This window comes from Pseudomonas kulmbachensis (assembly GCF_963681935.1).
Classification (GTDB): Bacteria; Pseudomonadota; Gammaproteobacteria; order Pseudomonadales; family Pseudomonadaceae; genus Aquipseudomonas; species Aquipseudomonas kulmbachensis.
In genome coordinates this window covers 3,443,218-3,463,915 of the sequence record NZ_OY817088.1, presented here as the reverse complement: position 1 = coordinate 3,463,915, position 20,698 = coordinate 3,443,218, and the positions used below count along the sequence as shown (strand labels likewise).

Here is a 20,698-nt window from a genome sequence, read left to right as displayed (position 1 = left end):
ATGCAATTCCCTGTGGGAGCAGGCTTGCCTGCGATCGGGGTCAGCGCTTATTTGGCGACTTTACCCAATACGCGCAGGCGGCTTACACCACCGTCCGGGAACAGATTCAGGCGAATGTGGGTGATTGGACCGAGGTCTTTGAGTTGCTCGCTGTAGGTGTGTTCAGCGTGCATTTCCATTTTTTGGCTCGGCAGCAATTCACGCCAGAACAGCGACTGGGTTTCGATCTGGTTGTCAGTACCGCCCTTGACGAACGCGCCCTGGATCGAGCAGCTGTCCGGGTAGTTGCCCTTGAAATGCAGGGTGTCGATGGTGATTTCTTCGATCAGGCCAGCATGCCCCAGAGCCACGATGACCCAGTCATTACCTGGCGTACGACGACGCGCGGTTTCCCAGCCGTCGCCCATGTTGATGCCACGGCCCGGGTTGAGGATGTTGCTCATGCGGCCGAAGTGTTCATCGGAGCAGGCGAGGGCACGGCCACCGTTGAGGGCTGAAGCCAGATCGACCTGTTCGTTGTCGCCCACTGCCGACCAGTCGCGGAACGGCACGCCGTAAACGCGCAGACGTGCTACGCCGCCATCCGGGTAGATATTGAAGCGCAAGTGGCTGAACGCCTGGTCATTGCTGATCTCGTGGTAGTGGTGGCTGTTGCCTTGCAGCTCGACAGCCGACAGCACTTCAACCCATTTAGTGTCTTCGCCCGGTTCGCCCGAGGCCAGGAAGCAGGCCTCAAGGGAGGCAGACGGCGGGAAGTTGCCGGTGAAGAATGAAGTGTCGATGTCCACGCCCTTGATCGAGCCCGGAACGCCAAGACGGATGACTGCACTGTCATAGCCTTCGAAGCGCTTGCGGCGGGACTCCCAGCCGTCCATCCACTTGCCGTTGTCATCGAAAACGCCCTCCTTCCATACGGCCGGGGTCGGCTGGAACATGCGGTTGGCGTCAGCGAACCAGTCATCGGTTACCGAAACGATTTTGGTGCCCAGGCGGGCATCGGCCAGGTTGACGAACTTCTCGAAAGGTACGGCGTAAGCTTTCATTCTTCTTGTCTGCCTTTAATTAAGTGGCTGGAGATGCGTCATCGGCAAGTGCCGGTTCGGCTTAGAGCTGGAGCAATCGGAACAGGGCAATTTTGTTGATTTCTGCCAACGCGCATTTGAACTCGACGTCTGCCGGGTTGTGGATACGTGTCTCGAACGCGGCGAGGATCTGGTGCCGGTCGCTGCCTTTTACCGCCATGATGAAGGGAAACTTGAACTTGGCTTTGTAGGCGTCGTTCAGCTCGGTGAAGCGTTGGAACTCATCGCTCGTGCATTGGTGAATACCGGCGCCAGCCTGTTCATGGGTACTGGCTTCGGTAAGTTGGCCCTGGACGGCTGCTTTGCCTGCCAGGTCCGGGTGAGCGTTGATCAATGCCAGCTGGCTGGCGTGATCGGCGCTCAACAAAATGTCACTCATGCGCTGGTGCAGGGCCTCGATGGTGTCGACGCTGCTGTCCAGGCCCAGGTCGAAGGCTTTTGCAGCAACCCAGGGCGAGTGTTCGTAAATATCGGCAAAGGCCGCCACGAACGCTTCACGACTCAGGGTTGAAGGCTTGAGGGTCTTGAAGGTGCTCATTTGGCAGTCTCTGCAACATAAGGATGGGTGGCGTGCCAGTGGCGGGCGATGTCCACGCGGCGGGTGAACCAGACGTGCTCGTGCCCCTTGGCGTATTCAATAAAACGCTTGAGGGCGGCGAGACGCGCAGGGCGGCCAATGAGGCGGCAATGCAGGCCGATCGATAGCATCTTCGGCGACTCTGCGCCTTCGGCGTACAGCACATCGAAAGCATCCTTGAGGTACTGGAAAAACTGCTCGCCGGTGTTGAAACCCTGCACCTGGGTGAAGCGCATGTCATTGGTGTCCAGGGTGTACGGGATCACCAGATGCGGTTTGCCGGTAGGGTTGTTCGGTTCCCAGTAGGGCAGGTCGTCGTCATAGGTGTCCGAGTCGTACAAAAAGCCGCCTTCTTCCATCACCAAACGCCGGGTATTGGGGCCGGTGCGGCCGGTGTACCAGCCCAGCGGGCGTTCGCCGCTGATTTCGGTGAGGATGCGGATCGCTTCGAGCATATGCTCACGCTCGAGGGCTTCATCCATGTACTGGTAGTCAATCCAGCGATAACCGTGGCTGCAAATCTCATGCCCGGCGTCAACCATGGCGCGGATCACATCCGGGTGGCGCTGGGCGGCCATGGCGACGGCAAATACGGTGAGCGGGATATCGAATTCTCGAAACAGCTTGAGTACTCGCCAAACGCCTGCGCGGCTGCCGTACTCGTAAAGGGATTCCATGCTCATGTTGCGCTCGCCTTGCAGCGGCTGCGCCGAAACCATTTCCGAAAGGAAGGCTTCTGACTCCTTGTCACCGTGGAGAATGTTGCGCTCGCCGCCTTCTTCGTAGTTGAGTACAAAAGACAGGGCGATGCGGGCGTTGTCCGGCCAATGCGGGTGCGGAGGGTTTGGACCGTAACCAATCAGGTCGCGTGGGTAGTCAGCGCTCACTACAGTCTTCCTTATTGTTTGTGTTAACAGTCGATTGGCCAGACCTGGCGTCACTGTGATGGATTGATTGTATACAACTTTGCAATCCATTTGTAACCCTGATTTTTCCTATTTCTACCATGTCTGCTGCTGAAATAGTACTTGCAAGAAACTTGCCTGATTGGTCAGTTTATGGGGGTTAGGTCTATGGCCACTGTGGCTTTGCCAAGAAATGGCATGTAGGCCGCGTGGTTCAAGGGGGAGGCTGGATTGTGCTTTTTAATTGTGTACAATTTTTTTGATAAATGTCTTAATCATGTCTTCGCTGAGCCTTTTGGTGCGCTAAAGGGGTGCAGCTACAGTTTTTTTCACCGACTCGGGAGGTCGCACAATCTATGGGACGTTTGACTACGCACGTTTTGGATGCCGCACACGGCTGCCCGGGCAGCTCGATCAAGGTCGAGCTGTATCGGGTAGAAGGTTCAGGGCTGGAATTGGTGGCGACGGCGCTGACCAACAACGATGGCCGATGCGATACGCCCCTGCTGGAAGGTGATACGTACCGTTCCGGGGTTTATCAGTTGCAGTTCAGTGCCGGTGATTACTACCGCGCGCGGGGTGTGCAGCTGCCTGCACCTGCGTTTCTGGATGTGGTGGTGCTGCGTTTCGGGATCAGTGCCGAGCAGGATCACTACCATGTACCGCTGTTGATTTCGCCGTACAGCTACTCGACTTATCGCGGGAGCTAAAAGTTTTCGATCTGCGCATGTGGTTTTTTGCCCGCTCACACTGCGGGCTTTTTTTTGCCCGCAAACAAATAAGCTGTGGGAGCGGGCTTGCTCGCGATGGCGTCGATGCGGTCATCCAGAAAAACTGCGTCGCCCGTATCGCGAGCAAGCCCGCTCCCACAAATGCGGTGCTGTATCAGCGGCTCAACAGCGACGCCGTGCCCGCCACGCCAAACAGCCCGGCACTGACGCGGTTGAACCAGCTCTGGCCCTTGCCGCTGCGCAGATAGCCCGCCGCACCGTGTGCACCCAGGCCATAAGCCAGCTTGCACAGCAGGTCGAGCACGGTCCAGGTGGCGATCATCACCAGCAACTGGTTGAGGAAGGGCAGGTTGGGGTTCAGAAATTGCGGCAGGAAGGCGGCAAAGAACAGAATGTCTTTCGGATTGCTCGCACCCAGTACAAACGCGCGCCCAAACAGGGCGCTGAAGCGCGGTTTTGGTGCGGCTTCAGGTACGTTGGTGACGGTGGCCGGCTGGCGCGACTGTTTCCAGCTTTGCCAGGCAAGGTAAAACAGATAGAGCGCACCGACGATCTTCAGGGCGCTGAAGAGTTTTTCCGAGGCCAGCAGCAAGGCGCCCAGACCCAGGGCCGAGGCGCTGAGCAGGCAAATCGAGGCAAACACACCGCCCAGAAAGGCCGGATACGAGCGACGCAACCCGTAGTTCAAGCTGTTGCTGATCATCAATAACGACAATGGCCCCGGAATCAGGATTACCACCAATGCCGCGCTGCTGAACAGCAGCCAGGTTTCCAGACTCATCACTTCCTCCCATGCAACAAAGGCCCCGCTTCATTGGCGGAGCCGGTTGATACCGCCCGGTTTACAGGTAAATAAACTTGGCGATGAAAATAGCGCAGAGCACCCACAAACTGACGGATATTTCGCGGTGTTTGCCGGTGCCCGCCTTGAGTGCGACATAGCTGATAAAACCCAGAGCGATCCCGTCGGCGACCGAGAAGGTCAGCGGCATCATGATCACGGTCACAATCGCCGGGATGCAGTCGGTGGGTTCGTCCCAGTTGATGTGCTGCATGCCGCCCATCATCAGCATCGCGACGTAAATCAGTGCGCCTGCCGTGGCATAAGCGGGGATCATGCCAGCCAGTGGGGCAAAGAACATCGCGGCCACAAACAACACGCCCACAGTGACGGCGGTAAGCCCCGTGCGCCCGCCTGCTGCGACACCCGCGGCGCTTTCGACGTAACTGGTGACCGGCGGTACACCGACCACCGCGCCGAACACGCTGGAGGCGCTGTCAGCCTTGAGCGCCCGTGACAGATTCTCGATCTTGCCGTCTGCCTTGACCAGCCCTGCTCGCTGGGCCACACCCATCAGGGTGCCTGCTGTGTCGAACATGTGTACAAACAGGAAGGCCAGTACCACGCTGATCATACTGATATTGAACACACCCTTGAGGTCCATGGCCATCCAGGTTGGCGCCAGGCTTGGCGGCGCTGACATGATGCCGTTGTAGTGCACCAGGTCCAGGCCCCAACCGGCCAGAGTGACGGCGATGATGCTGATCAGGATCGCGCCGAAAACCCGGTGATAGCTGAGAATTGCGATCATCAAAAAGCACACGGCGGCCAGCAGCGGGGCAGGGTCGCGCAACGAACCGAGCTTGATCAGGGTTGCCGGGCTGTCGACGATGATGCCCGAGGTTTTCAGGCCGATGATCCCCAGAAACAAGCCCACCCCCGCGCCCATTGCATAACGCAGGCTGACGGGAATGCTGTTGAGCAACCATTCGCGTACCCGCGACAGGGTCAGAATCAGAAACAGCACGCCGGAGACAAAGACCGCGCCCAAGGCCGTCTCCCAGCTGTAGCCCATAGTGCCGACCACGGTGTAGGTGAAAAACGCATTCAGGCCCATGCCTGGCGCCAGCCCTACCGGCCAGTTGGCGTAGAGCCCCATCAGCAGGCTGCCGAGGGCGGCGGCGATACAGGTCGCGACAAAGGCGGCGCCGTGATCAATGCCAGCATCAGCCATGATGTTGGGGTTGACGAAGATGATGTAGGCCATGGTGATAAAGGTAGTCAGCCCGGCGATCAGCTCGGTTTTGACCGTGGTGCCATGCAGCGACAGTTTGAACAGACGCTCCAGCCAGCCACGGGGGGAGGGAGGTGAAAGTTCAGCGACGGGTATTTCAGACTTTTGGCTGTCCACGGTAATTTCCTCAGGCTTTTATTGTTTTTAAGGGCACTGGGTGAGGCGGGTGACAGGTTTATTGACTTTTAGGTCAAGAACGCAGGCGAGATGAATTATGCTTTTGTATACAAATAAAGCAAATAATGTTTTCTAAATTGTGGACGAAGTGCCGGGTCGGCTACCCCGCAGGTTAGCCGTGGCGGCTTTGGCCCAATGCAAGATTGATCGCCAACCAGCCGTTAACCGCCTCGTCACCCGCCTGAGCGAACACTCGCTGGAGTAATTTGACCTGCTCGCGGCGCAGGTTTTTCTCGAAGGTCACGCCGTCAGCGGTCAGCTCCAGCAGGCGTTTGCGCTTGTCGGTCTCGGGCGCGACGCTGCGCACCAGGTCCATTTCGATCAACTGCCGTAATGGCGTGTTGAGGGCCTGTTTACTCACACCCAGCAATGTCAGCAGTTCCTTGACGCTTACACCGGGGTGATGGGCGATAAAGAAAACAATGCGCTGATGCACCCGACTTAGCCCACGGCGTGCCAGCATTTCGTCCGCCTTGGCGGTAAATGCTTGATAGCCAAAGAAGAAGGCTTCCATGGCGGCGCGCTGAGTGGTCGGATTTTTAAGGTCAAGCATATTGACGTATCTAGGCTTCGCGGCGTAGTTTCGGTCAACCAGTTTGACTTATTTCCAATTACTTCCGCTACCGGTGATCTGTATGGCCTTCTCCGAACGTGTTTCCCGCCTGAAAAGCTCTTTGATTCGTGAAATTCTGGCTGCGGCCCAACGTCCGGAAGTCATGTCTTTCGCTGGCGGGCTACCGGCCGAGGCCATGCTGCCCAAAGTCGACTGGACCGATATGCCAGCCTCGATGGGTCAATACGGTATGAGCGAAGGCGAACCGGCATTGCGTGAAGTGCTGGCCGCAGAGGCCCGCGCACTGGGTGTTGATTGCGATGCGAGCCAGGTCATTGTGCTGAGTGGCTCGCAGCAGGCGCTGGATCTGGCTGCCAAGCTGTATATCGACAAGGGCACTGAAATCATGCTCGAGGCGCCGACCTACCTGGCGGCGCTGCAAATCTTCCAATTGTTCGGCGCCGAGTGCCTGAGCTTCCCGCTGCAAGCCGATGGCCCGGATCTGGCCGCGTTGCGTGTGCAGCTGGAAAAACACAAGCCGGCGTTCATCTACCTGATCCCGACGTTCCAGAACCCGTCTGCCGTGCGTTACAGCGAAACCAAGCGCGACGCGGTAGCGGCTTTGCTGGATGAGTTCGGCGTGACCCTGATCGAAGACGAACCCTACCGCGAACTGAATTTCGACGGTGGCAGCGCCACGCCGATTGTCAGCCGCCTGAAAAAAGCCAGCTGGATCTACACCGGCACCGTGTCCAAAACCTTGTTGCCAGGCCTGCGCGTTGGCTTCCTGATTGCCAGCCCGGACCTGTTCCCGCACCTGCTGCGCCTCAAGCAATCGGCAGACCTGCACACCAACCGTATCGGTCAATGGCAGGCTCTGCAGTGGATCGGCACCGAGAAAATGAGCAACCATCTGGCCGAACTGCGTGATTTCTATCGCGTGCGCCGTGACGGTTTTCAGCTGGCGCTGGAAGAACACTTCGCGGATCTGGCTGATTGGCATGTACCGCAGGGCGGGCTGTTCTTCTGGCTGACCCTCAAGCAGCCGTTTGATACCCGTACCTTGCTCAAGCCTGCACTGGAGCAGAACGTGGCATTTATGCCGGGTGAACCGTTCTTCGCCAACCCGGACCAGAACGTTGGCAGCCTGCGCCTGAACTTCAGTCACATCGACCCTGCGCGTCTGCACGAAGGTCTCAAGCGCCTGGCTAACGTGATTCGTCAGGCACAGGCTGCCCAGGCGGCCTAAAGGAGGCGCGATGCTCAAGGTTTATGGCGATTACAACTCGGGCAACTGCTACAAGATCAAGCTGATGCTGCATTTGCTGGGTCTTGAGTATCAGTGGTTCGCGGTGGATATTCTCAAGGGCGAAACCGAAACCCCGGAATTTCTGGCGAAAAATCCCAACGGCAAGGTGCCGGTGCTGGAACTGGAAGACGGTACGTGCCTGTGGGAGTCCAATGCGATTCTCAACTACCTGGCCGACGGTAGCGAGTTTTTGCCCGCGGAGCCGCGTTTGCGCACGCAAGTGCTGCAATGGCAGTTTTTCGAGCAGTACAGCCATGAGCCTTATATCGCGGTGGCACGTTTTATCCAGTTCTACCTGGGGCTGCCTGAGGAGCGTCTGGCGGAATACCGCAAGCTGCAGAAACGCGGTTACAAGGCGCTGGACGTAATGGAGCAACAGCTCAACCGCACACCGTATCTGGTGGGTGAGCAGTACTCGATTGCGGACGTGACGTTGTATGCCTACACCCATGTGGCTGATCAGGGCGGGTTTGATCTGAGCAGCTATCCGGGTATTCAGGCCTGGCTTGCTCGGGTGGCCAGCCATCCGCGGCATGTGGGGATGCTTGATTAAAATCCCCTAAAGCCCGCTCGCGAAGGTGTCAGAAGCTTTCGCGAGCGGGCTCGCTCTCACTGAGAGTGCAGCTTAAACGTTGGCAAACCGTTGGTTCAGGTAATCAATAATGACCTTGGATTCATACATCCAGGTGGTCTTGCCATCTTCTTCTATTCGCAGGCACGGTACTTTGATCTTGCCGCCTTGTTCCAGCAGGGTCTGACGGTCCTGCTCGTTGTTCTTGGCATCACGCAGAGCTACCGGCACATTCAGGCGGCGCAGCGTGCGGCGGGTTTTTACACAGAACGGGCAGGCGTGGAACTGGTACAGGGTCAGACCCTTTGCAGCTTGATCAACCTGCGCCTGTGCGGCAGCCGGGCGCTGTTTTTTGCTCGGGCGGGTAATAAAATCGCCAGCGATGATGAGCTGACCCAGGCCTACGCGAAGCGCTTTGATAAACACAGTAAAAGCCTCATGGGCAAGAAAGAAGAGGCGCAGCTTACCTGAAAACACGCAGACGAAAAAAACCGGCGATAAACGCCGGCCTTTTTCGGTATGCCTGTTACTTGATCAGGCTGAGAAACTCGCTGCGCGTGGCCGCGTTCTCGCGGAACTCACCCAACATCACCGAAGTGATCATCGATGAGTTTTGCTTCTCGACACCGCGCATCATCATGCACATGTGCTTGGCTTCAATCACCACTGCAACGCCCAAGGCGCCGGTGACTTGCATCACAGCGTCGGCGATTTGGCGGCTCAGGTTTTCCTGGATCTGCAGGCGACGAGCGTACATGTCGACAATGCGTGCCACTTTCGACAGGCCCAGCACTTTGCCGCTCGGAATATAAGCGACGTGGGCCTTGCCGATAAACGGCAACAGGTGGTGTTCGCACAACGAGTACAGCTCGATGTCTTTCACCAGCACCATTTCGCTGTTGTCAGAGCTGAACAAGGCACCGTTGGTGACTTCTTCCAGGGTTTGCTCATAGCCACGGCAAAGGTATTGCATGGCTTTGGCTGCACGCTTTGGCGTATCCAGCAGGCCTTCACGGGAAACGTCTTCGCCGAGTTGACCGAGGATCGCGGTGTAGTTTTGTTCCAGTGTCACAGGACTATATTCCATGCGGGTTTCAGAGTGGCACCTCATCGGGTCGTACCAATTTTATACCAATCACGCTGTTTTCGAGTTTCCCGAGCTCGCTCCAGTCTGCGCTGGAATTTAGCCATTTAGCATACGTTGGTAGCAACATTTGTACGCTGTAGCCTAGCTGATTGGCGATAAACGCAGGGTTCATGCCTGCCATGGGGCACATGGTAGCTTAGGTGTGCCTGCAGTTGTATTGTCTGCGCACCATGATCTGCAGTTTTGAGCGGGCTTCCTGAAAAAAGTTGGCGGTTATGCCTGATCGATGGTCGACTGTTACGGTTGCGTACGTTGGGCAAGCTTGGTGGGCTCGTAGAGCCAGTCAGCATCGTTTTGAAAGGAGCGGGCATCATGTTTTGAGCTGTTGAGCGATTCAACTGCTGCAGTTAGCCGGTGATTTGGTTATGCATTTTGATTCTTCGGTGGTTGTCAGAATACCCCCCTATGGCTGAAGCCGTACCGCTCTGAATATGATCGAGGTGCGTGAATACTTTTCGCGCGGGTAGACACGCTATTTTGTAATTCAATGCGGTCATTTTATCTTGTAAGTCATACCCTGGATTGTGCTCGTCGCTGCTCGCATCCCTGGAGTCATTATCGACCACGAATACAGGCATGGCTTTACCTTGCAAGGCCGTGTGCAAAAGTTGCAGGCAAGTTTTGGTCAATTCAAGTGACTTATAGTTGACCACTACAATGCCGTAGTTTTGTTTTATTAGCGGGGGGCTTCAGTCTGGAATGACGCCCGAGGGGCCAGCCAAGGCAGCGGCTTCATTCAGAAATGTTGCAGCTTGCTTGTGCGATAACCCGCCTTGCCTGGCCAAGGTATTCAACCAGCCGGCCAATCGCGACACGCAGCGCGACTGCTGCGAGCCTATTGCGTGCATATGGTGGAACAATTGCGTCTGCAGCGCCGCGGGGGAGGTGGACACCACTTGCGGATGAAGCTCGACAGCAATTCGGGCGGCCAGTTGTGCCGTGTCTTCTGAGACGGTACATAACTCACGTAAACAGTGCTCATAAGACGGCGTGACGGGTAACGGCATGACGGCATGTCCTGTTAATTGTAATGGGTCTGTACACGTAAGCCGGTAGCTGGAGCCTGGCAGGTTTCCTGGCCCAACTGAAAAGGTCCCCGCACCGGGCTTCGATGAAGAGATGTATTGGGCGCGAGAGTCATTTTCGGATAGGGCTATACCGCTGAACGGCCTTGTCCTGACTTGTTGCTCACCGGTGAAGACTGTATCGATGCACGGCTATTTGGAGCCAGGCTCAAGGGGGGCATCGTTTTCAGATTAACGGCCAATGAGTGAAGAACATGTGAAAGTCGGCGGGGCGCCTTGAACGAGGGGAGGGTGCGCGCAGAAGGCGCTTTGCCTGATTCCGGTAGTCAGGCACAACGCTGCAAGCTTGATGACAGGCTGTTACTCGTCGCGACCTTCCATCATGGTGCGCTTGAGCATCACATATACGGCGCCGGCGCCGCCGTGTTTGGCCTGGCAGGAACAAAAGCCCAGTACCTGTGAATGCTGGCGCAGCCAGGTATTGACGTGACTTTTAATCATCGGGCGCTTGCCGTCCAGGCGCACGGCCTTGCCATGAGTAACGCGTACGCAGCGAACTTCAAGTTTGGTGGCTTCGCCGAGAAACTCCCAAAGGGTTTCGCGGGCTTTTTCGACCGTCATGCCATGCAGGTCAAGGCTGCCTTCGAAGCTGATCTGCCCGAGCTTGAGCTTGCGCATCTGGCTTTCTTGTACGCCGTCACGGGACCAGCTCAGCTGATCTTCGGGGCCCACATCAATCACGAACTGGTCAGACAGGCCGTCGATGATGGTCGCATTGGTACGTACGGTGGCTGACTGGCGCAATTTGGCCAACTGCGCACGGTCAGCTTTGGGTTTGCCGGTGTCGGCCCGATCATGCTTGATCGGTTTAACACCGCGAATTTCGGTTTTGAACAGGGAAAAGTCGTCGTCTTGCATGTCAGCCTCCGCGAAGGGCGGCTAGTTTACCCAAGTCGACGACGATCGGGCGGCGGATATGCTTCAGTCGTGCTTTTTCATCAAGTGCGCAGCCATACTCAGCCCGAGCGGTTGGCGCATAAGGCGACGTCGGCGACGCCACATCCAGATTCCTAGCCAGCAGATCAGCAAGCCGAGCACCAGTACCAACGATGCGCCTGCGGGGCTGGCGTTGAGCTCGCCCAGGGCGTTTGGATGGCCAATCAGGCTGGTAGCACCCGCAGCCGCCAACAGCGCGCCAAACAGGGCCAGCAGGGCTGCAAACGTCAGAGTCAGGCGTGCACGCCAGTTGCTGTGTGCCTTTGGGCGTAAGCGTCGAGCATCAAAACCATCGGAGATCTTCATTCCGATCTTTCCTTAAAGGGTATCGGCCCTTCGACAGGGACATGGGCAGGTTGTTCCTGAGTGTCGTGAAATTGGGCGCGCGTGCAGGTAGATGGTTGCAGATGGGCGGTTGGGGACCGCCCTCGGAAGTGGGCTCAGATCAAATCAGGTTTTGAGTCAGCGTCAGGGTGGCGAAGTTGTCGTTCATGATCGCCATTTCGGCTTTCTGAACCTGCGCCGCACTGATGATGCCATCTGGAGTAGGCAGGTCCCGGGTGGCGCACGCATCTTCAACCAGGGTGCAGCGCAAGCCGTAGTCTTTGGCTGCTCGCACGGTGGTGCTGACGCTGGAGTGGCTCATGAAGCCGCAGACGATCACATCCAGGGAACCCAGGTTCTCCAGCGCCTTTTGCAGGCCTGTGTCGTTGAAAGCGTTGGGCATGCGTTTTTCGATAATCAGCTCATCGCCCTGGGGCTCCAGGCCCTTGATGAAAGCACCGCGCTCGCCCTGGGGGTCGAACATGCCGCCTACGGTGCCTAGGTGACGGATATGGATTACCGGACGCTTGGCCTTGCGGGCCGCCTCAAGCAAAAGGGCGATGTTGGCGGTGGCAGCATCCATACCGGACAAGGCCAGTGGCCCGTTCAGGTATTCATTTTGCGCATCGATGATCAGCAGGCTGGCGTTGCTCAGGTTGGCCGCGGCATAACCACGTCCTGTGAGTTGAAACATCGTCTTTAAAGCGGGCATTCGGGGGCTCCTTTGAATGGGGCTTTTGCGACATTCTCCACTGGCGGAGCGTTTATGTGAATGGCCTGTCGTGTAAGCGGCGTGGTTGTTGGCCTGTAGCCATGTCAAGGAGCAGCGCCAGAGCCGCAAAATGTACAAAGTGGAGCGATTTTGCCATTTTTTTGCAGGTGGTCTTACATTTTAAAACGGTCTTGCGTCTAACCGTCCGGCACAACTTTGGCGCGTAGAGGTTTGGCTGTTAGAATCGCCAATCGATTTTGAGGAGTAAGACCATTGATCACTTCCCGCCTGCGCACTCTGCGCGACCATATTCGCTGGGCCGTTAGCCACTTTCATGGGGAAGATCTGTTCTTTGGTCATGGCACCGACAACGCTTGGGACGAAGCCCGTCAACTGGTATTGGGTGCATTGAACCTGCCGTGGGAAATCGCGGACAGTTATCTCGATTGCCGTCTTGAAGACGATGAGCTGGTCAATCTGCAACATTTGCTCAAACGCCGGATTGAAGAGCGTGTACCTACTGCCTACCTGTTGGGTGAGGCCTGGTTCTGCGGCATGTCGTTTATTGTTGACGAGCGTGTCTTGATTCCGCGTTCGCCGATTGGTGAGTTGATCGAAAAACGCTTTGAACCGTGGTTTGGCACTGAGCCTGCGCGCATTCTCGACCTGTGCACCGGTTCGGGTTGTATCGGCATTGCGTGCGCCTATGAGTTCCCGAACGCTGAAGTGGTGCTGGCGGACTTGTCCTTTGAAGCCCTTGAAGTGGCCAATCAGAACATTGAGCGCCATGGTGTCGATGAGCGTGTGTACACGGTTCAGGGCGACGGCTTTGATGGCTTGCCGGGGCAGCGCTTTGACTTGATCGTGTCCAACCCGCCGTATGTCGATGCAGAAGATTTTGCCGACATGCCTGCCGAGTACCAGCATGAGCCGGAACTGGGCCTGGCCTGCGGCGATGATGGTCTGAACCTGGTGCGCCGGATGCTGGCCGAGGCGGCTGATCATCTGACCGAGAAGGGCCTGCTGATTGTTGAAGTGGGCAACAGTCAGGTTCACGTCGAGTCGCTGTACCCGGAGGTTGATTTTGCCTGGCTTGATTTCGAGCGCGGCGGTCATGGCGTGTTTATGCTGACTGCCGAGCAGTGCCGTGAGCATCAAGCGTTGTTTGCTTCGCGGGTTTGATCGTAGCCGCTGTCGAGCTCCGGCGAGGTAGCGATCGTGAAATCAGGCGTTATGGTGCGCCAGTTGAATCCGGTACTCAGGGTTTGCGACTGCTGCGCAGCCGGACGCAGCCTCGTTCTACTCGTCAGCGGCTACAGGGCTTCAGGGCTTCAGTATCAGCGGTGGGTCGCAATCCAGATCAACAAGCCTGCCTGGAAGACCGTAAAGGCCACCAGGCAGGTGATGGTAAATCTCAGGCCAGTCTCTTCGCGCTGGTATCGGCTGAGTTTTTCATCTTTTTCGCGCAGTTTTACATCTTGTTCCAGCAGGTTCTGTTCGGCCTGCTGGAGCATGTGCGCAGCCTCCAGAATGTCCAGAATCTGCAGCTTTTCGACGTTCCAGCTATCCAGCAGTTTGCCTACCAGCACGTCTTCGATCCGTGCTTTCAGATACTGGGCGTCGGCATACACCACATCAAACCCATGCACACGCAAGAAATGATCGCGACGCAGGCGGCTGTCTTCGTTCAACGCGTCCCTGCTGGGCAGGTCGGTTCCGGCAATGCGGTACTGCGACCATCTCTTCTGCGCCCACAGTACGGCCTGGGCCAGCAGAAAACGGCCAATTCCGCGGTTCAGCGGTTCTACCTGCAAACCGCGTTCAGGGCTGATACGCACGCGGCGGGTGGTGTGGTCGACCCACACGTCAAGATGGTTTTGTTCACTGCGTACCCGCTGGCCAGGCAGCGAGAGAGTCAGGCGCAGCAGGCTGAGCTCCTTGCTGTGGCGCTCGGCAGAGCCGAACTGCACGAAGCGCAAGGGCCGCGCTCCCGTGCTGCGGTCGGTCTGCAAGGGGGCGAGACGCAGCATCCTGAAATGCTCAGGTTGCACGTCAGCCCAAGGCAGCGGCGGTGCTTCGGGCGTTGCGGCTGTCTCAGGCCCGGCGGGTTGTGATGGGGTGTCGCTCATAGCGGCTCAATCCTGTGCTAGCCCGAAATGTCAGCTAAGCAAAGGCGGCCGACACAGGTTTATCGGCCGTTATGCGCAGTACTGTAGGGCTGGCCCGCGTTCACTTTCGTGATAAAGCGCACAGTTCGGTCGCCCAACTCACCAGCCAGCCGCTGATTGGGATCGTTGTACGACTGCACCTGGCGTTTCATGTCCATGGGCACGATGCGCATCACGTGGTTCATGCCATTGATCAGGGTCAGCACGGCATCGGGCTTGGCTGCCTTGAGCAGGCGCGCATCCTTGACCTCAACCTGAATGTCGTGAGTGCCCTGAATGATCAGCGCCGGCATTTTTAATGCAGCAAAGGCGGTAGCCGGGTTGTAGCGCAGCAGGCTGACCATGTACGGCTGCACGGAGGGGCGAAACACCAGTTGCAGGTCAGTGGGTACGTTGTCGTCGGTTTGGCCGGCCTCCAGAGTGCTGATCAGCTCAAAGCTGCGCTTGAGCAGGGCAGGTGGCAGGTGATTGCGTTGCAGTTGTTCGCGCAACAACACGCCGACCGGACGTCCCGTGCCCGCAATGGAGACCACCCCGGCGGCGCCAATTTTAGGTGCTGCCAGGCTGGCGATCAGTGCGCCTTCACTGTGCCCGAGCACAAACACCTTGCCAAAGCGCGGGTCGCTCTTGAGCTTGTTGCCCCAAGCGACGGCGTCGGAGACATATTGATCGAAGTTCAACTGACGCTCGTCGGGCCCGGCAGGCTGGCTTTGGGCAATGCCGCGCTTGTCGAAGCGCACACTGGCGATATTGCTCTGTGCCAGGCGCCATGCCAGTTTTTTCAGGCTGTCGTTACGCCCGCCAATAGGGTTGTTGCCATCGCGGTCAGTAGGGCCGGAGCCGGCAATGATCAGCACTACAGGCACGGGTTTGTCGCTCTTGGGTAGCACCAACGAGCCATACAGCGTGCCAGAGCCGGTATCCAGCTCAATGGGTCGCAGCAAGACATTAGAAGGAGGGGCCGCCAGGGCCTGGGTGCCGAACAGGGTCAGTGCTAAAAAGAGTATTCGAAGCATCATAGCGCCATCATTGTCTAATGTGCCGGTTGGACAAACCCGGATGAGTAAGGTTCGAGGATGAACTACAGAGGTAGCCTGCGTATACTGGCGCACTTAGTTATCTGGGATCTGTTCATGCTTTGTTGTGGCTGCAACAAAAAAACAGATTCCGGGCTGAATTCAATCGGCTGATTTTCGCGGAGCGCCCTGCATGTCCGGCAATACCTACGGCAAGCTGTTCACTGTCACCACCGCTGGCGAAAGCCATGGTCCGGCGTTGGTCGCCATTGTTGATGGCTGCCCGCCCGGGCTTGAGCTGTCTCTTGAAGACTTGCAGCGTGATCTGGATCGACGCAAACCCGGCACCAGTCGTCACACGACTCAGCGTCAGGAACCCGACGAAGTCGAAATCCTTTCCGGGGTTTTTGAAGGTCGCACCACCGGTTGCGCCATCGGCCTGCTGATCCGCAACACCGATCAGAAGTCCAAGGACTATTCGGCGATCAAGGACCTGTTCCGCCCATCCCACGCCGATTACACCTACCACCACAAATACGGTGAGCGCGATTACCGTGGTGGCGGTCGCAGCTCGGCCCGCGAAACGGCCATGCGGGTAGCCGCAGGTGCAATTGCCAAGAAGTATCTGGCAACCCAGGGCATCGTGATTCGTGGCTACATGAGCCAGTTGGGCCCGATTGAAATTCCGTTCAAGACCTGGGATTCAGTCGAAGAAAACGCCTTTTTCAGCCCCGATCCGGACAAAGTGCCCGAGCTTGAGGCCTACATGGATCAACTGCGCCGTGACCAGGACTCGGTCGGTGCCAAGATCACCGTAGTCGCCGAAGGCGTGATTCCAGGTTTGGGCGAGCCGATTTTCGATCGTCTGGATGCCGAGCTGGCCCATGCGCTGATGAGCATCAACGCGGTCAAGGGCATCGAAATTGGCGCCGGTTTTGCCAGCGTTGCCCAGCGCGGCACCGAGCACCGCGACGAGATGACCCCTGAAGGCTTCCTTAGCAACAACGCAGGCGGCATTTTGGGCGGCATTTCGTCTGGTCAGCCGATCGTTGCGCATTTGGCCCTCAAGCCAACGTCGAGCATCACCACGCCGGGTCGTTCGATCGATGTTCATGGCAATCCGGTGGATGTGATCACCAAGGGCCGCCATGACCCGTGCGTTGGCATTCGTGCCACGCCGATTGCCGAAGCGATGATGGCCATCGTGTTGATGGACCATCTGCTGCGTCATCGTGGTCAGAACGCTGATGTGCGAGTGAGCACACCAGTGCTGGGCCAGTTGTAATGCAAGGGCTGTTGAGCGCTACGGTCTGACGGCCGTGGCGACACTTCCTTACTGGCGCCTGTCAGGGTTCTATCTTTTCTATTTCGCTTTGCTCGGCGCTACAGCGCCGTTTCTGGCGCTGTACTTCCATCACCTTGGCTTCTCCAGCGCACGCATAGGCGAGCTGGTTGCCATCCCGATGCTGATGCGTTGCGTGGCCCCCAACCTGTGGGGCTGGCTGGGCGACTACACCGGCCAGCGTCTGTTGATCGTGCGTTTGGGTGCGCTGTGTACCTTGCTCAGTTTTGCGCTGATTTTTGTTAGCCAGAGTTACGTCTGGCTGGCGCTGGTGATGGCGTTGCACGCGTTCTTCTGGCATGCCGTGTTGCCGCAATTTGAAGTCATCACCTTCGCCCACTTGCGTGAGCAGCCTGAACGCTACAGTCAGATTCGCCTGTGGGGCTCTATCGGCTTCATTCTTACCGTGGTGATTTTAGGGCGCCTGTTCGAGTGGCTGAGCCTGGATATCTACCCGGTAGCGTTGATCGTAATCATGGCCGGGATTGTGTTGTGCAGCCTCTGGGTGCCGAACGCGCAGCCTTCAAGTCAGGGACGAAAGCTCATCGCGGGTGGTTTTTTAAAGCAGCTGTGCAGTCCGGGCGTGCTGGCGTTTTATGCCTGTGTCGCGTTGATGCAAATGAGCCACGGACCGTATTACACCTTTCTGACCTTGCACCTTGAAGACCTGGGTTACAGCCGTGGCGTGATTGGCTTGCTCTGGGCCTTGGGGGTGGTTGCCGAAGTGCTGATGTTTTTGGCCATGCGCCGCATCCTGCTGAAGTTCTCGGTGCGGCGGGTGTTGATGTTCAGCTTTATGCTGGCCGCCTTGCGCTGGCTGCTGTTGGGCTCTTTTGCCGAGCACTTGTGGGTGCTGTTGTTGGCGCAGCTGCTGCACGCCGCAACCTTCGGCAGTTTTCATGCATCGGCCATGACCTTTGTGCAGCGCAGTTTCGGCCCCGGCCAACAAGGGCAGGGCCAGGCCCTGTATGCCACGTTGGCCGGTATCGGCGGAGCTGTGGGGGCGCTGTACTCCGGCTACAGCTGGAACACGCTGGGCCCCGCTATCACCTTTAGTATGGCAAGCCTCGCAGCGTTGGCCGCAGCCGTTATCATTGGCACTCGACTGCAAGAGGACAGGCCAGGAGCCTTATCCGTGAACACCTGAGCCTGGATATCATTGAAGCCTTCGAACTCCTGTTTGAAGGCGAACTGAAAACCCGCGCAGTACTCAATCGTTAACGCTGACTTCGTTGTGAAGAAGCCCATCACTTGATTTGACCGGTATGCCTGAGCGGTCTGTAAAAGCCGAGTGCGCGCCGAAGCCGAGGAACCACGCCCCATGAGCAGCCTGTCCGTTTATCACGTATCGAGCCCCGAGCTACCGAACAAGGTGCTGACCCACCTTGAAGACATCGCCTCCACGCTGGCCGAGCAGGGTGTGCGCTTTGACCGTTGGCAGGCGGGCGCGCCAATTCAGCCGGGTGCCAGTCAGGAACAAGTGATCAACGCCTATCGCCCCCAGATTGACCGGCTGATGAGCGAGGGTGGCTATGTCGCCGTTGACGTGATCAGCCTTAATAGCGATCACCCGCAAAAAGCCGAACTGCGCGCCAAATTCCTCGATGAGCATCGTCATGCCGAAGATGAGGTGCGTTTTTTCGTCGCCGGACGTGGGCTGTTTACGCTGCACATTGAAGATTATATTTATGCAGTTTTGTGCGAAAAGAACGACCTGATCTCAGTGCCAGCAGGCACGCGGCACTGGTTCGATATGGGCGAGCATCCGCATTTTGTTGCCATCCGGCTGTTCAAAAACCCTGAAGGCTGGGTCGCGGACTTTACTGGCGAAGACATCGCCAATCGTTTCCCGCGCCTCGAAGATTAATCACGCTGCTCATGTTGTTGCAGGGAGTGATCCGGTTTGCCTGGATCATTCCAGGGGTGCGACTGCTGCACACAGTAAAAAAGCCAGCGAATGCTGGCTTTTTTGTATGTGGCATTCACGGTTTAGCGGCTGTGATAAGTCGGCAGGGCGAAGCGATGCTGGCTTTGCAGCAGCGAAATGGTCGGCAGCTCACTGGCTGAGCCCGCCAGGTCGCGGCGAATAGCGCTGATGGCCCAAGTCAATTGCTCTGCGGTGTGCAGTTGCGCGTAAGAAAGTGTGCGCTGGGTCTGCTTGCCATCACTGTCACACAGGGTCAGCAACACGCCGCCATCTGGGCGTGGCTTGACGGTCACGGTGTGGTTGGAGAACAACGATGCGAATTTTTCCTGGATCATGCTCATGTGTTCAGCTCCATAGCTCTTGAAGGGCTTGTATGGAGTAGAAGGTGCAGTGATTGTGCCATCATTGATTTTTTAAAAAATCGTTTAAAATCAATTACTTATATTTTTGCGTAAATCGATGAGTCGTGCATTCTGCATGAATGGGCATCGTGCATCCTGCATTTTGCCATGTGCTTATCAATCTTTGACCGTTGATTAATTGTCTCTATGAGCATCTTGAGTAAAAAAGGGATGACACATTTGCTCCGTCTCAGGAAACTAGGTTTTTTTGTAACGAACGTGGAGCCTTACATGTCAGACGACAAGCCAGCAGACCAAAACCGGCAGATGACCCCAGAAGAGGCCGCCGACTTTGCCGAGCAGGTGTTCAATAAGGCGCGCGACGGCGATGCCGCGATGCTGGCAGCCTTGCTGAGCAAGGGCTTACCCGCCAATTTGCGCAATCACAAGGGCGATACCCTGTTGATGCTGGCCAGCTATCACGGGCACGTAGAGGCCGTTAAGGTTTTGCTGGAGCACAATGCCGATCCTGAAATCCGCAACGACAACGGCCAAAGTCCGATTGCCGGTGCAGCTTTCAAGGGCGATCTGGAGATGGTCAAAACTTTGGTCGAGGGCGGCGCGCAAGTAGAAGGCGCTTCGTTTGATGGCCGGACTGCGTTGATGATGGCCGCGATGTTCAACCGCACGCCGATCATTGATTACCTGGTCAGCAAGGGTGCCGATCCAAAAGCCAAGGACGCCAACGGCATTACGGCACTGGATGCGGCCAAGACCATGGGAGCTACCGAGGCGGTAGCTCAACTCGAGAAGCTGCTGGGCTGATTGCCCTTGAAGGGCGCAATTGTTATATCCTTCGCGCCCTTAATTTTCCTTGTGACAGGCCTCGCCCATGAAAACCACTCTCGTTGAACTCATCAGCAAAATCAGCTCTGGGTGCATGGGCGACGATGAAATCGCCGCGATTGCTGATGAGGCGGCTCAAGCGTACGCCGACCAGGCTGGGTTTCTGGCTGCCAACCCGGACATCAACTACGACGACAGCTTCCCCATCCCATTGGGTGAGTGGGTGGTTGTGGGCAGCCTGCCGGATACAGTCTTGTTTCAGGCAGACACCTACATGGATCTGTTTGCCCAGATCGTCGACTCGTTTGGCCCGGGCGTAGCGTTCAATATCAAGCCCAAACAGCTGGCCAAGACGGAGCCGCTGACGGCACTGAACCGGATTCAGATCCAGATGGGCAGCATGAACCCGCAAAATGGTGGCTATGTGTTGCTGAACCTCAGCCAGCCGCTGGATGATGAAATCCAGGTGGTGCTGGTTTACGGCAATGACGTGCCGCGCGTACTCGAGCTGTGCGCAGAAGCCGGTATTGCTGCGGCACCTTCGCTGGAAGCCTTGAAAGTGGCAGTGCACGTCTGACGCCGGGCCAGTGCAATAAAAAACTGAACCCCGGCCACGGGTGACTATCCTATGTGCACAAGTACTCACTCAGGAGCGTCATCATGGGTTCAACCTTTAATGGTCTGATTGGTCTGATCATTCTGGCTCTGGATATCTGGGCCATCATCAATGTGCTCAAAAGCGGTGCCGGGACCGGGGCGAAAATCCTCTGGGTGTTGTTGATCCTCTTCCTGCCGGTACTGGGGCTGGTCATTTGGGCCATCGCCGGGCCGCGGGGCAATGTGCGCATTTAAGTTGGCCAGTTGTCAGCTGGCA

General features: G+C 57.1%; 25 protein-coding genes and 1 pseudogene. 10 read left to right on the top strand and 16 right to left on the bottom strand.

Annotated features, from left to right (window positions below; all coding sequences use genetic code 11):
• Positions 1 to 47: 47 nt before the first annotated feature.
• The 3 genes from alc to puuE form a co-directional block, all read right to left on the bottom strand.
• Positions 48 to 1,043: an allantoicase gene (gene alc / locus U5A05_RS16015; RefSeq protein ID WP_261738871.1), complete on the bottom strand. Its 996-nt coding sequence runs from the start codon at positions 1,041 to 1,043 to the stop codon at positions 48 to 50.
• A gap of 61 nt (positions 1,044 to 1,104) precedes the next feature.
• Complete coding sequence (gene uraD / locus U5A05_RS16010) at positions 1,105 to 1,620, bottom strand: 2-oxo-4-hydroxy-4-carboxy-5-ureidoimidazoline decarboxylase (protein WP_321833863.1); 516 nt, start codon at positions 1,618 to 1,620, stop codon at positions 1,105 to 1,107.
• Positions 1,617 to 2,546: an allantoinase PuuE gene (gene puuE / locus U5A05_RS16005; RefSeq protein ID WP_261738869.1), complete on the bottom strand. Its 930-nt coding sequence runs from the start codon at positions 2,544 to 2,546 to the stop codon at positions 1,617 to 1,619. The genes uraD and puuE overlap by 4 nt, the downstream gene beginning before the upstream one ends.
• Before the next feature lie 374 nt (positions 2,547 to 2,920).
• On the opposite strand from puuE, the gene uraH reads away from it, so the two are divergent.
• Positions 2,921 to 3,274 carry a hydroxyisourate hydrolase gene (gene uraH / locus U5A05_RS16000; RefSeq protein ID WP_261738868.1) on the top strand — a complete coding sequence of 118 codons (354 nt, stop codon included), beginning with the start codon at positions 2,921 to 2,923 and terminating at the stop codon, positions 3,272 to 3,274.
• 175 nt (positions 3,275 to 3,449) lie between these two features.
• Here uraH and U5A05_RS15995 read toward each other — a convergent pair whose 3' ends face one another.
• The 3 genes from U5A05_RS15995 to U5A05_RS15985 form a co-directional block, all read right to left on the bottom strand.
• A complete protein-coding gene (locus U5A05_RS15995; RefSeq protein WP_261738867.1) occupies positions 3,450 to 4,076 on the bottom strand; it encodes a LysE family translocator in 627 nt (208 codons plus the stop codon).
• A 61-nt stretch (positions 4,077 to 4,137) separates the two neighbouring features.
• Positions 4,138 to 5,487: an NCS2 family permease gene (locus U5A05_RS15990; RefSeq protein WP_405046602.1), complete on the bottom strand. Its 1,350-nt coding sequence runs from the start codon at positions 5,485 to 5,487 to the stop codon at positions 4,138 to 4,140.
• A gap of 172 nt (positions 5,488 to 5,659) precedes the next feature.
• Entirely contained in the window at positions 5,660 to 6,100 is a 441-nt protein-coding gene (locus tag U5A05_RS15985) for a MarR family winged helix-turn-helix transcriptional regulator (RefSeq protein WP_261738866.1), read from the bottom strand.
• A gap of 82 nt (positions 6,101 to 6,182) precedes the next feature.
• Between U5A05_RS15985 and U5A05_RS15980 the strand changes: the two genes are divergently transcribed.
• The gene (locus U5A05_RS15980) at positions 6,183 to 7,349 is read left to right on the top strand and encodes an aminotransferase-like domain-containing protein (protein ID WP_261738865.1); all 1,167 of its coding nucleotides are present in this window, start codon (positions 6,183 to 6,185) and stop codon (positions 7,347 to 7,349) included.
• 10 nt (positions 7,350 to 7,359) lie between these two features.
• The gene (locus U5A05_RS15975; protein WP_261738864.1) at positions 7,360 to 7,962 is read left to right on the top strand and encodes a glutathione S-transferase family protein; all 603 of its coding nucleotides are present in this window, start codon (positions 7,360 to 7,362) and stop codon (positions 7,960 to 7,962) included.
• A gap of 72 nt (positions 7,963 to 8,034) precedes the next feature.
• On the opposite strand, the gene U5A05_RS15970 is transcribed toward U5A05_RS15975, so the two are convergent.
• From U5A05_RS15970 to U5A05_RS15940, 7 genes and pseudogenes are all read right to left on the bottom strand, one after another.
• The gene (locus tag U5A05_RS15970; protein ID WP_321833859.1) at positions 8,035 to 8,406 is read right to left on the bottom strand and encodes a glutathione S-transferase N-terminal domain-containing protein; all 372 of its coding nucleotides are present in this window, start codon (positions 8,404 to 8,406) and stop codon (positions 8,035 to 8,037) included.
• 100 nt (positions 8,407 to 8,506) lie between these two features.
• Complete coding sequence (gene folE / locus U5A05_RS15965; RefSeq protein ID WP_019826593.1) at positions 8,507 to 9,052, bottom strand: GTP cyclohydrolase I FolE; 546 nt, start codon at positions 9,050 to 9,052, stop codon at positions 8,507 to 8,509.
• A gap of 22 nt (positions 9,053 to 9,074) precedes the next feature.
• Positions 9,075 to 9,332, bottom strand: a pseudogene (locus tag U5A05_RS24375) (site-specific integrase); the annotation flags it as partial.
• A 484-nt stretch (positions 9,333 to 9,816) separates the two neighbouring features.
• The gene (locus U5A05_RS15955) at positions 9,817 to 10,134 is read right to left on the bottom strand and encodes a hypothetical protein (protein WP_321833856.1); all 318 of its coding nucleotides are present in this window, start codon (positions 10,132 to 10,134) and stop codon (positions 9,817 to 9,819) included.
• Between the two features lie 378 nt (positions 10,135 to 10,512).
• Entirely contained in the window at positions 10,513 to 11,070 is a 558-nt protein-coding gene (locus tag U5A05_RS15950) for a Smr/MutS family protein (protein ID WP_261738861.1), read from the bottom strand.
• A 63-nt stretch (positions 11,071 to 11,133) separates the two neighbouring features.
• Positions 11,134 to 11,454 carry a hypothetical protein gene (locus U5A05_RS15945; RefSeq protein WP_261738860.1) on the bottom strand — a complete coding sequence of 107 codons (321 nt, stop codon included), beginning with the start codon at positions 11,452 to 11,454 and terminating at the stop codon, positions 11,134 to 11,136.
• 139 nt (positions 11,455 to 11,593) lie between these two features.
• A complete protein-coding gene (locus U5A05_RS15940) occupies positions 11,594 to 12,184 on the bottom strand; it encodes a cysteine hydrolase family protein (protein WP_261738859.1) in 591 nt (196 codons plus the stop codon).
• Positions 12,185 to 12,457: 273 nt separating this feature from the next.
• Here U5A05_RS15940 and prmB point away from each other — a divergent pair, with 273 nt between their 5' ends.
• The gene (gene prmB / locus U5A05_RS15935; RefSeq protein ID WP_261738858.1) at positions 12,458 to 13,366 is read left to right on the top strand and encodes a 50S ribosomal protein L3 N(5)-glutamine methyltransferase; all 909 of its coding nucleotides are present in this window, start codon (positions 12,458 to 12,460) and stop codon (positions 13,364 to 13,366) included.
• Between the two features lie 155 nt (positions 13,367 to 13,521).
• Here prmB and U5A05_RS15930 read toward each other — a convergent pair whose 3' ends face one another.
• Positions 13,522 to 14,313 carry a hypothetical protein gene (locus U5A05_RS15930; RefSeq protein WP_321833854.1) on the bottom strand — a complete coding sequence of 264 codons (792 nt, stop codon included), beginning with the start codon at positions 14,311 to 14,313 and terminating at the stop codon, positions 13,522 to 13,524.
• A 59-nt stretch (positions 14,314 to 14,372) separates the two neighbouring features.
• Positions 14,373 to 15,371: an alpha/beta hydrolase gene (locus U5A05_RS15925; protein ID WP_261738856.1), complete on the bottom strand. Its 999-nt coding sequence runs from the start codon at positions 15,369 to 15,371 to the stop codon at positions 14,373 to 14,375.
• Between the two features lie 190 nt (positions 15,372 to 15,561).
• Here U5A05_RS15925 and aroC point away from each other — a divergent pair, with 190 nt between their 5' ends.
• The 3 genes from aroC (at position 15,562) to U5A05_RS15910 (ending at position 18,577) form a co-directional block, all read left to right on the top strand.
• Positions 15,562 to 16,653, top strand: coding sequence for a chorismate synthase (aroC, locus tag U5A05_RS15920; protein WP_261738855.1), 1,092 nt, complete (start codon positions 15,562 to 15,564; stop codon positions 16,651 to 16,653).
• A 34-nt stretch (positions 16,654 to 16,687) separates the two neighbouring features.
• On the top strand, positions 16,688 to 17,857 hold the full coding sequence (locus U5A05_RS15915; RefSeq protein ID WP_321833850.1) for an MFS transporter: 1,170 nt from the start codon (positions 16,688 to 16,690) through the stop codon (positions 17,855 to 17,857).
• Between the two features lie 174 nt (positions 17,858 to 18,031).
• The gene (locus U5A05_RS15910; RefSeq protein WP_321833848.1) at positions 18,032 to 18,577 is read left to right on the top strand and encodes a 1,2-dihydroxy-3-keto-5-methylthiopentene dioxygenase; all 546 of its coding nucleotides are present in this window, start codon (positions 18,032 to 18,034) and stop codon (positions 18,575 to 18,577) included.
• Positions 18,578 to 18,699: 122 nt separating this feature from the next.
• Here the strand turns inward: U5A05_RS15910 and U5A05_RS15905 are convergent, their stop codons facing one another.
• A complete protein-coding gene (locus tag U5A05_RS15905) occupies positions 18,700 to 18,978 on the bottom strand; it encodes a DUF3509 domain-containing protein (RefSeq protein ID WP_261738852.1) in 279 nt (92 codons plus the stop codon).
• Positions 18,979 to 19,269: 291 nt separating this feature from the next.
• Between U5A05_RS15905 and U5A05_RS15900 the strand changes: the two genes are divergently transcribed.
• From U5A05_RS15900 to U5A05_RS15890, 3 genes are all read left to right on the top strand, one after another.
• On the top strand, positions 19,270 to 19,803 hold the full coding sequence (locus tag U5A05_RS15900; RefSeq protein WP_261738851.1) for an ankyrin repeat domain-containing protein: 534 nt from the start codon (positions 19,270 to 19,272) through the stop codon (positions 19,801 to 19,803).
• 67 nt (positions 19,804 to 19,870) lie between these two features.
• Positions 19,871 to 20,401: a hypothetical protein gene (locus U5A05_RS15895; protein ID WP_261738850.1), complete on the top strand. Its 531-nt coding sequence runs from the start codon at positions 19,871 to 19,873 to the stop codon at positions 20,399 to 20,401.
• An 83-nt stretch (positions 20,402 to 20,484) separates the two neighbouring features.
• Positions 20,485 to 20,676 (top strand): PLD nuclease N-terminal domain-containing protein, encoded by a 192-nt coding sequence (locus tag U5A05_RS15890; protein ID WP_261738849.1) that lies wholly within the window; start codon positions 20,485 to 20,487, stop codon positions 20,674 to 20,676.
• The last annotated feature ends 22 nt before the right edge of the window (positions 20,677 to 20,698 follow it).

What these genes read in the sequence shown, in the direction of transcription:
- alc (WP_261738871.1), bottom strand. Translation starts at nt 1,043, where the DNA reads ATGAAAGCTTACGCCGTACCTTTCGAGAAGTTCGTCAACCTGGCCGAT.
- uraD (WP_321833863.1), bottom strand. Translation starts at nt 1,620, where the DNA reads ATGAGCACCTTCAAGACCCTCAAGCCTTCAACCCTGAGTCGTGAAGCG.
- uraH (WP_261738868.1), top strand. Translation starts at nt 2,921, where the DNA reads ATGGGACGTTTGACTACGCACGTTTTGGATGCCGCACACGGCTGCCCG.
- U5A05_RS15995 (WP_261738867.1), bottom strand. Translation starts at nt 4,076, where the DNA reads ATGAGTCTGGAAACCTGGCTGCTGTTCAGCAGCGCGGCATTGGTGGTA.
- U5A05_RS15985 (WP_261738866.1), bottom strand. Translation starts at nt 6,100, where the DNA reads ATGCTTGACCTTAAAAATCCGACCACTCAGCGCGCCGCCATGGAAGCC.
- U5A05_RS15980 (WP_261738865.1), top strand. Translation starts at nt 6,183, where the DNA reads ATGGCCTTCTCCGAACGTGTTTCCCGCCTGAAAAGCTCTTTGATTCGT.
- U5A05_RS15975 (WP_261738864.1), top strand. Translation starts at nt 7,360, where the DNA reads ATGCTCAAGGTTTATGGCGATTACAACTCGGGCAACTGCTACAAGATC.
- U5A05_RS15955 (WP_321833856.1), bottom strand. Translation starts at nt 10,134, where the DNA reads ATGCCGTTACCCGTCACGCCGTCTTATGAGCACTGTTTACGTGAGTTA.
- U5A05_RS15950 (WP_261738861.1), bottom strand. Translation starts at nt 11,070, where the DNA reads ATGCAAGACGACGACTTTTCCCTGTTCAAAACCGAAATTCGCGGTGTT.
- U5A05_RS15945 (WP_261738860.1), bottom strand. Translation starts at nt 11,454, where the DNA reads ATGAAGATCTCCGATGGTTTTGATGCTCGACGCTTACGCCCAAAGGCA.
- U5A05_RS15940 (WP_261738859.1), bottom strand. Translation starts at nt 12,184, where the DNA reads ATGCCCGCTTTAAAGACGATGTTTCAACTCACAGGACGTGGTTATGCC.
- U5A05_RS15930 (WP_321833854.1), bottom strand. Translation starts at nt 14,313, where the DNA reads ATGAGCGACACCCCATCACAACCCGCCGGGCCTGAGACAGCCGCAACG.
- U5A05_RS15925 (WP_261738856.1), bottom strand. Translation starts at nt 15,371, where the DNA reads ATGATGCTTCGAATACTCTTTTTAGCACTGACCCTGTTCGGCACCCAG.
- aroC (WP_261738855.1), top strand. Translation starts at nt 15,562, where the DNA reads ATGTCCGGCAATACCTACGGCAAGCTGTTCACTGTCACCACCGCTGGC.
- U5A05_RS15910 (WP_321833848.1), top strand. Translation starts at nt 18,032, where the DNA reads ATGAGCAGCCTGTCCGTTTATCACGTATCGAGCCCCGAGCTACCGAAC.
- U5A05_RS15905 (WP_261738852.1), bottom strand. Translation starts at nt 18,978, where the DNA reads ATGAGCATGATCCAGGAAAAATTCGCATCGTTGTTCTCCAACCACACC.
- U5A05_RS15900 (WP_261738851.1), top strand. Translation starts at nt 19,270, where the DNA reads ATGTCAGACGACAAGCCAGCAGACCAAAACCGGCAGATGACCCCAGAA.
- U5A05_RS15895 (WP_261738850.1), top strand. Translation starts at nt 19,871, where the DNA reads ATGAAAACCACTCTCGTTGAACTCATCAGCAAAATCAGCTCTGGGTGC.
- U5A05_RS15890 (WP_261738849.1), top strand. Translation starts at nt 20,485, where the DNA reads ATGGGTTCAACCTTTAATGGTCTGATTGGTCTGATCATTCTGGCTCTG.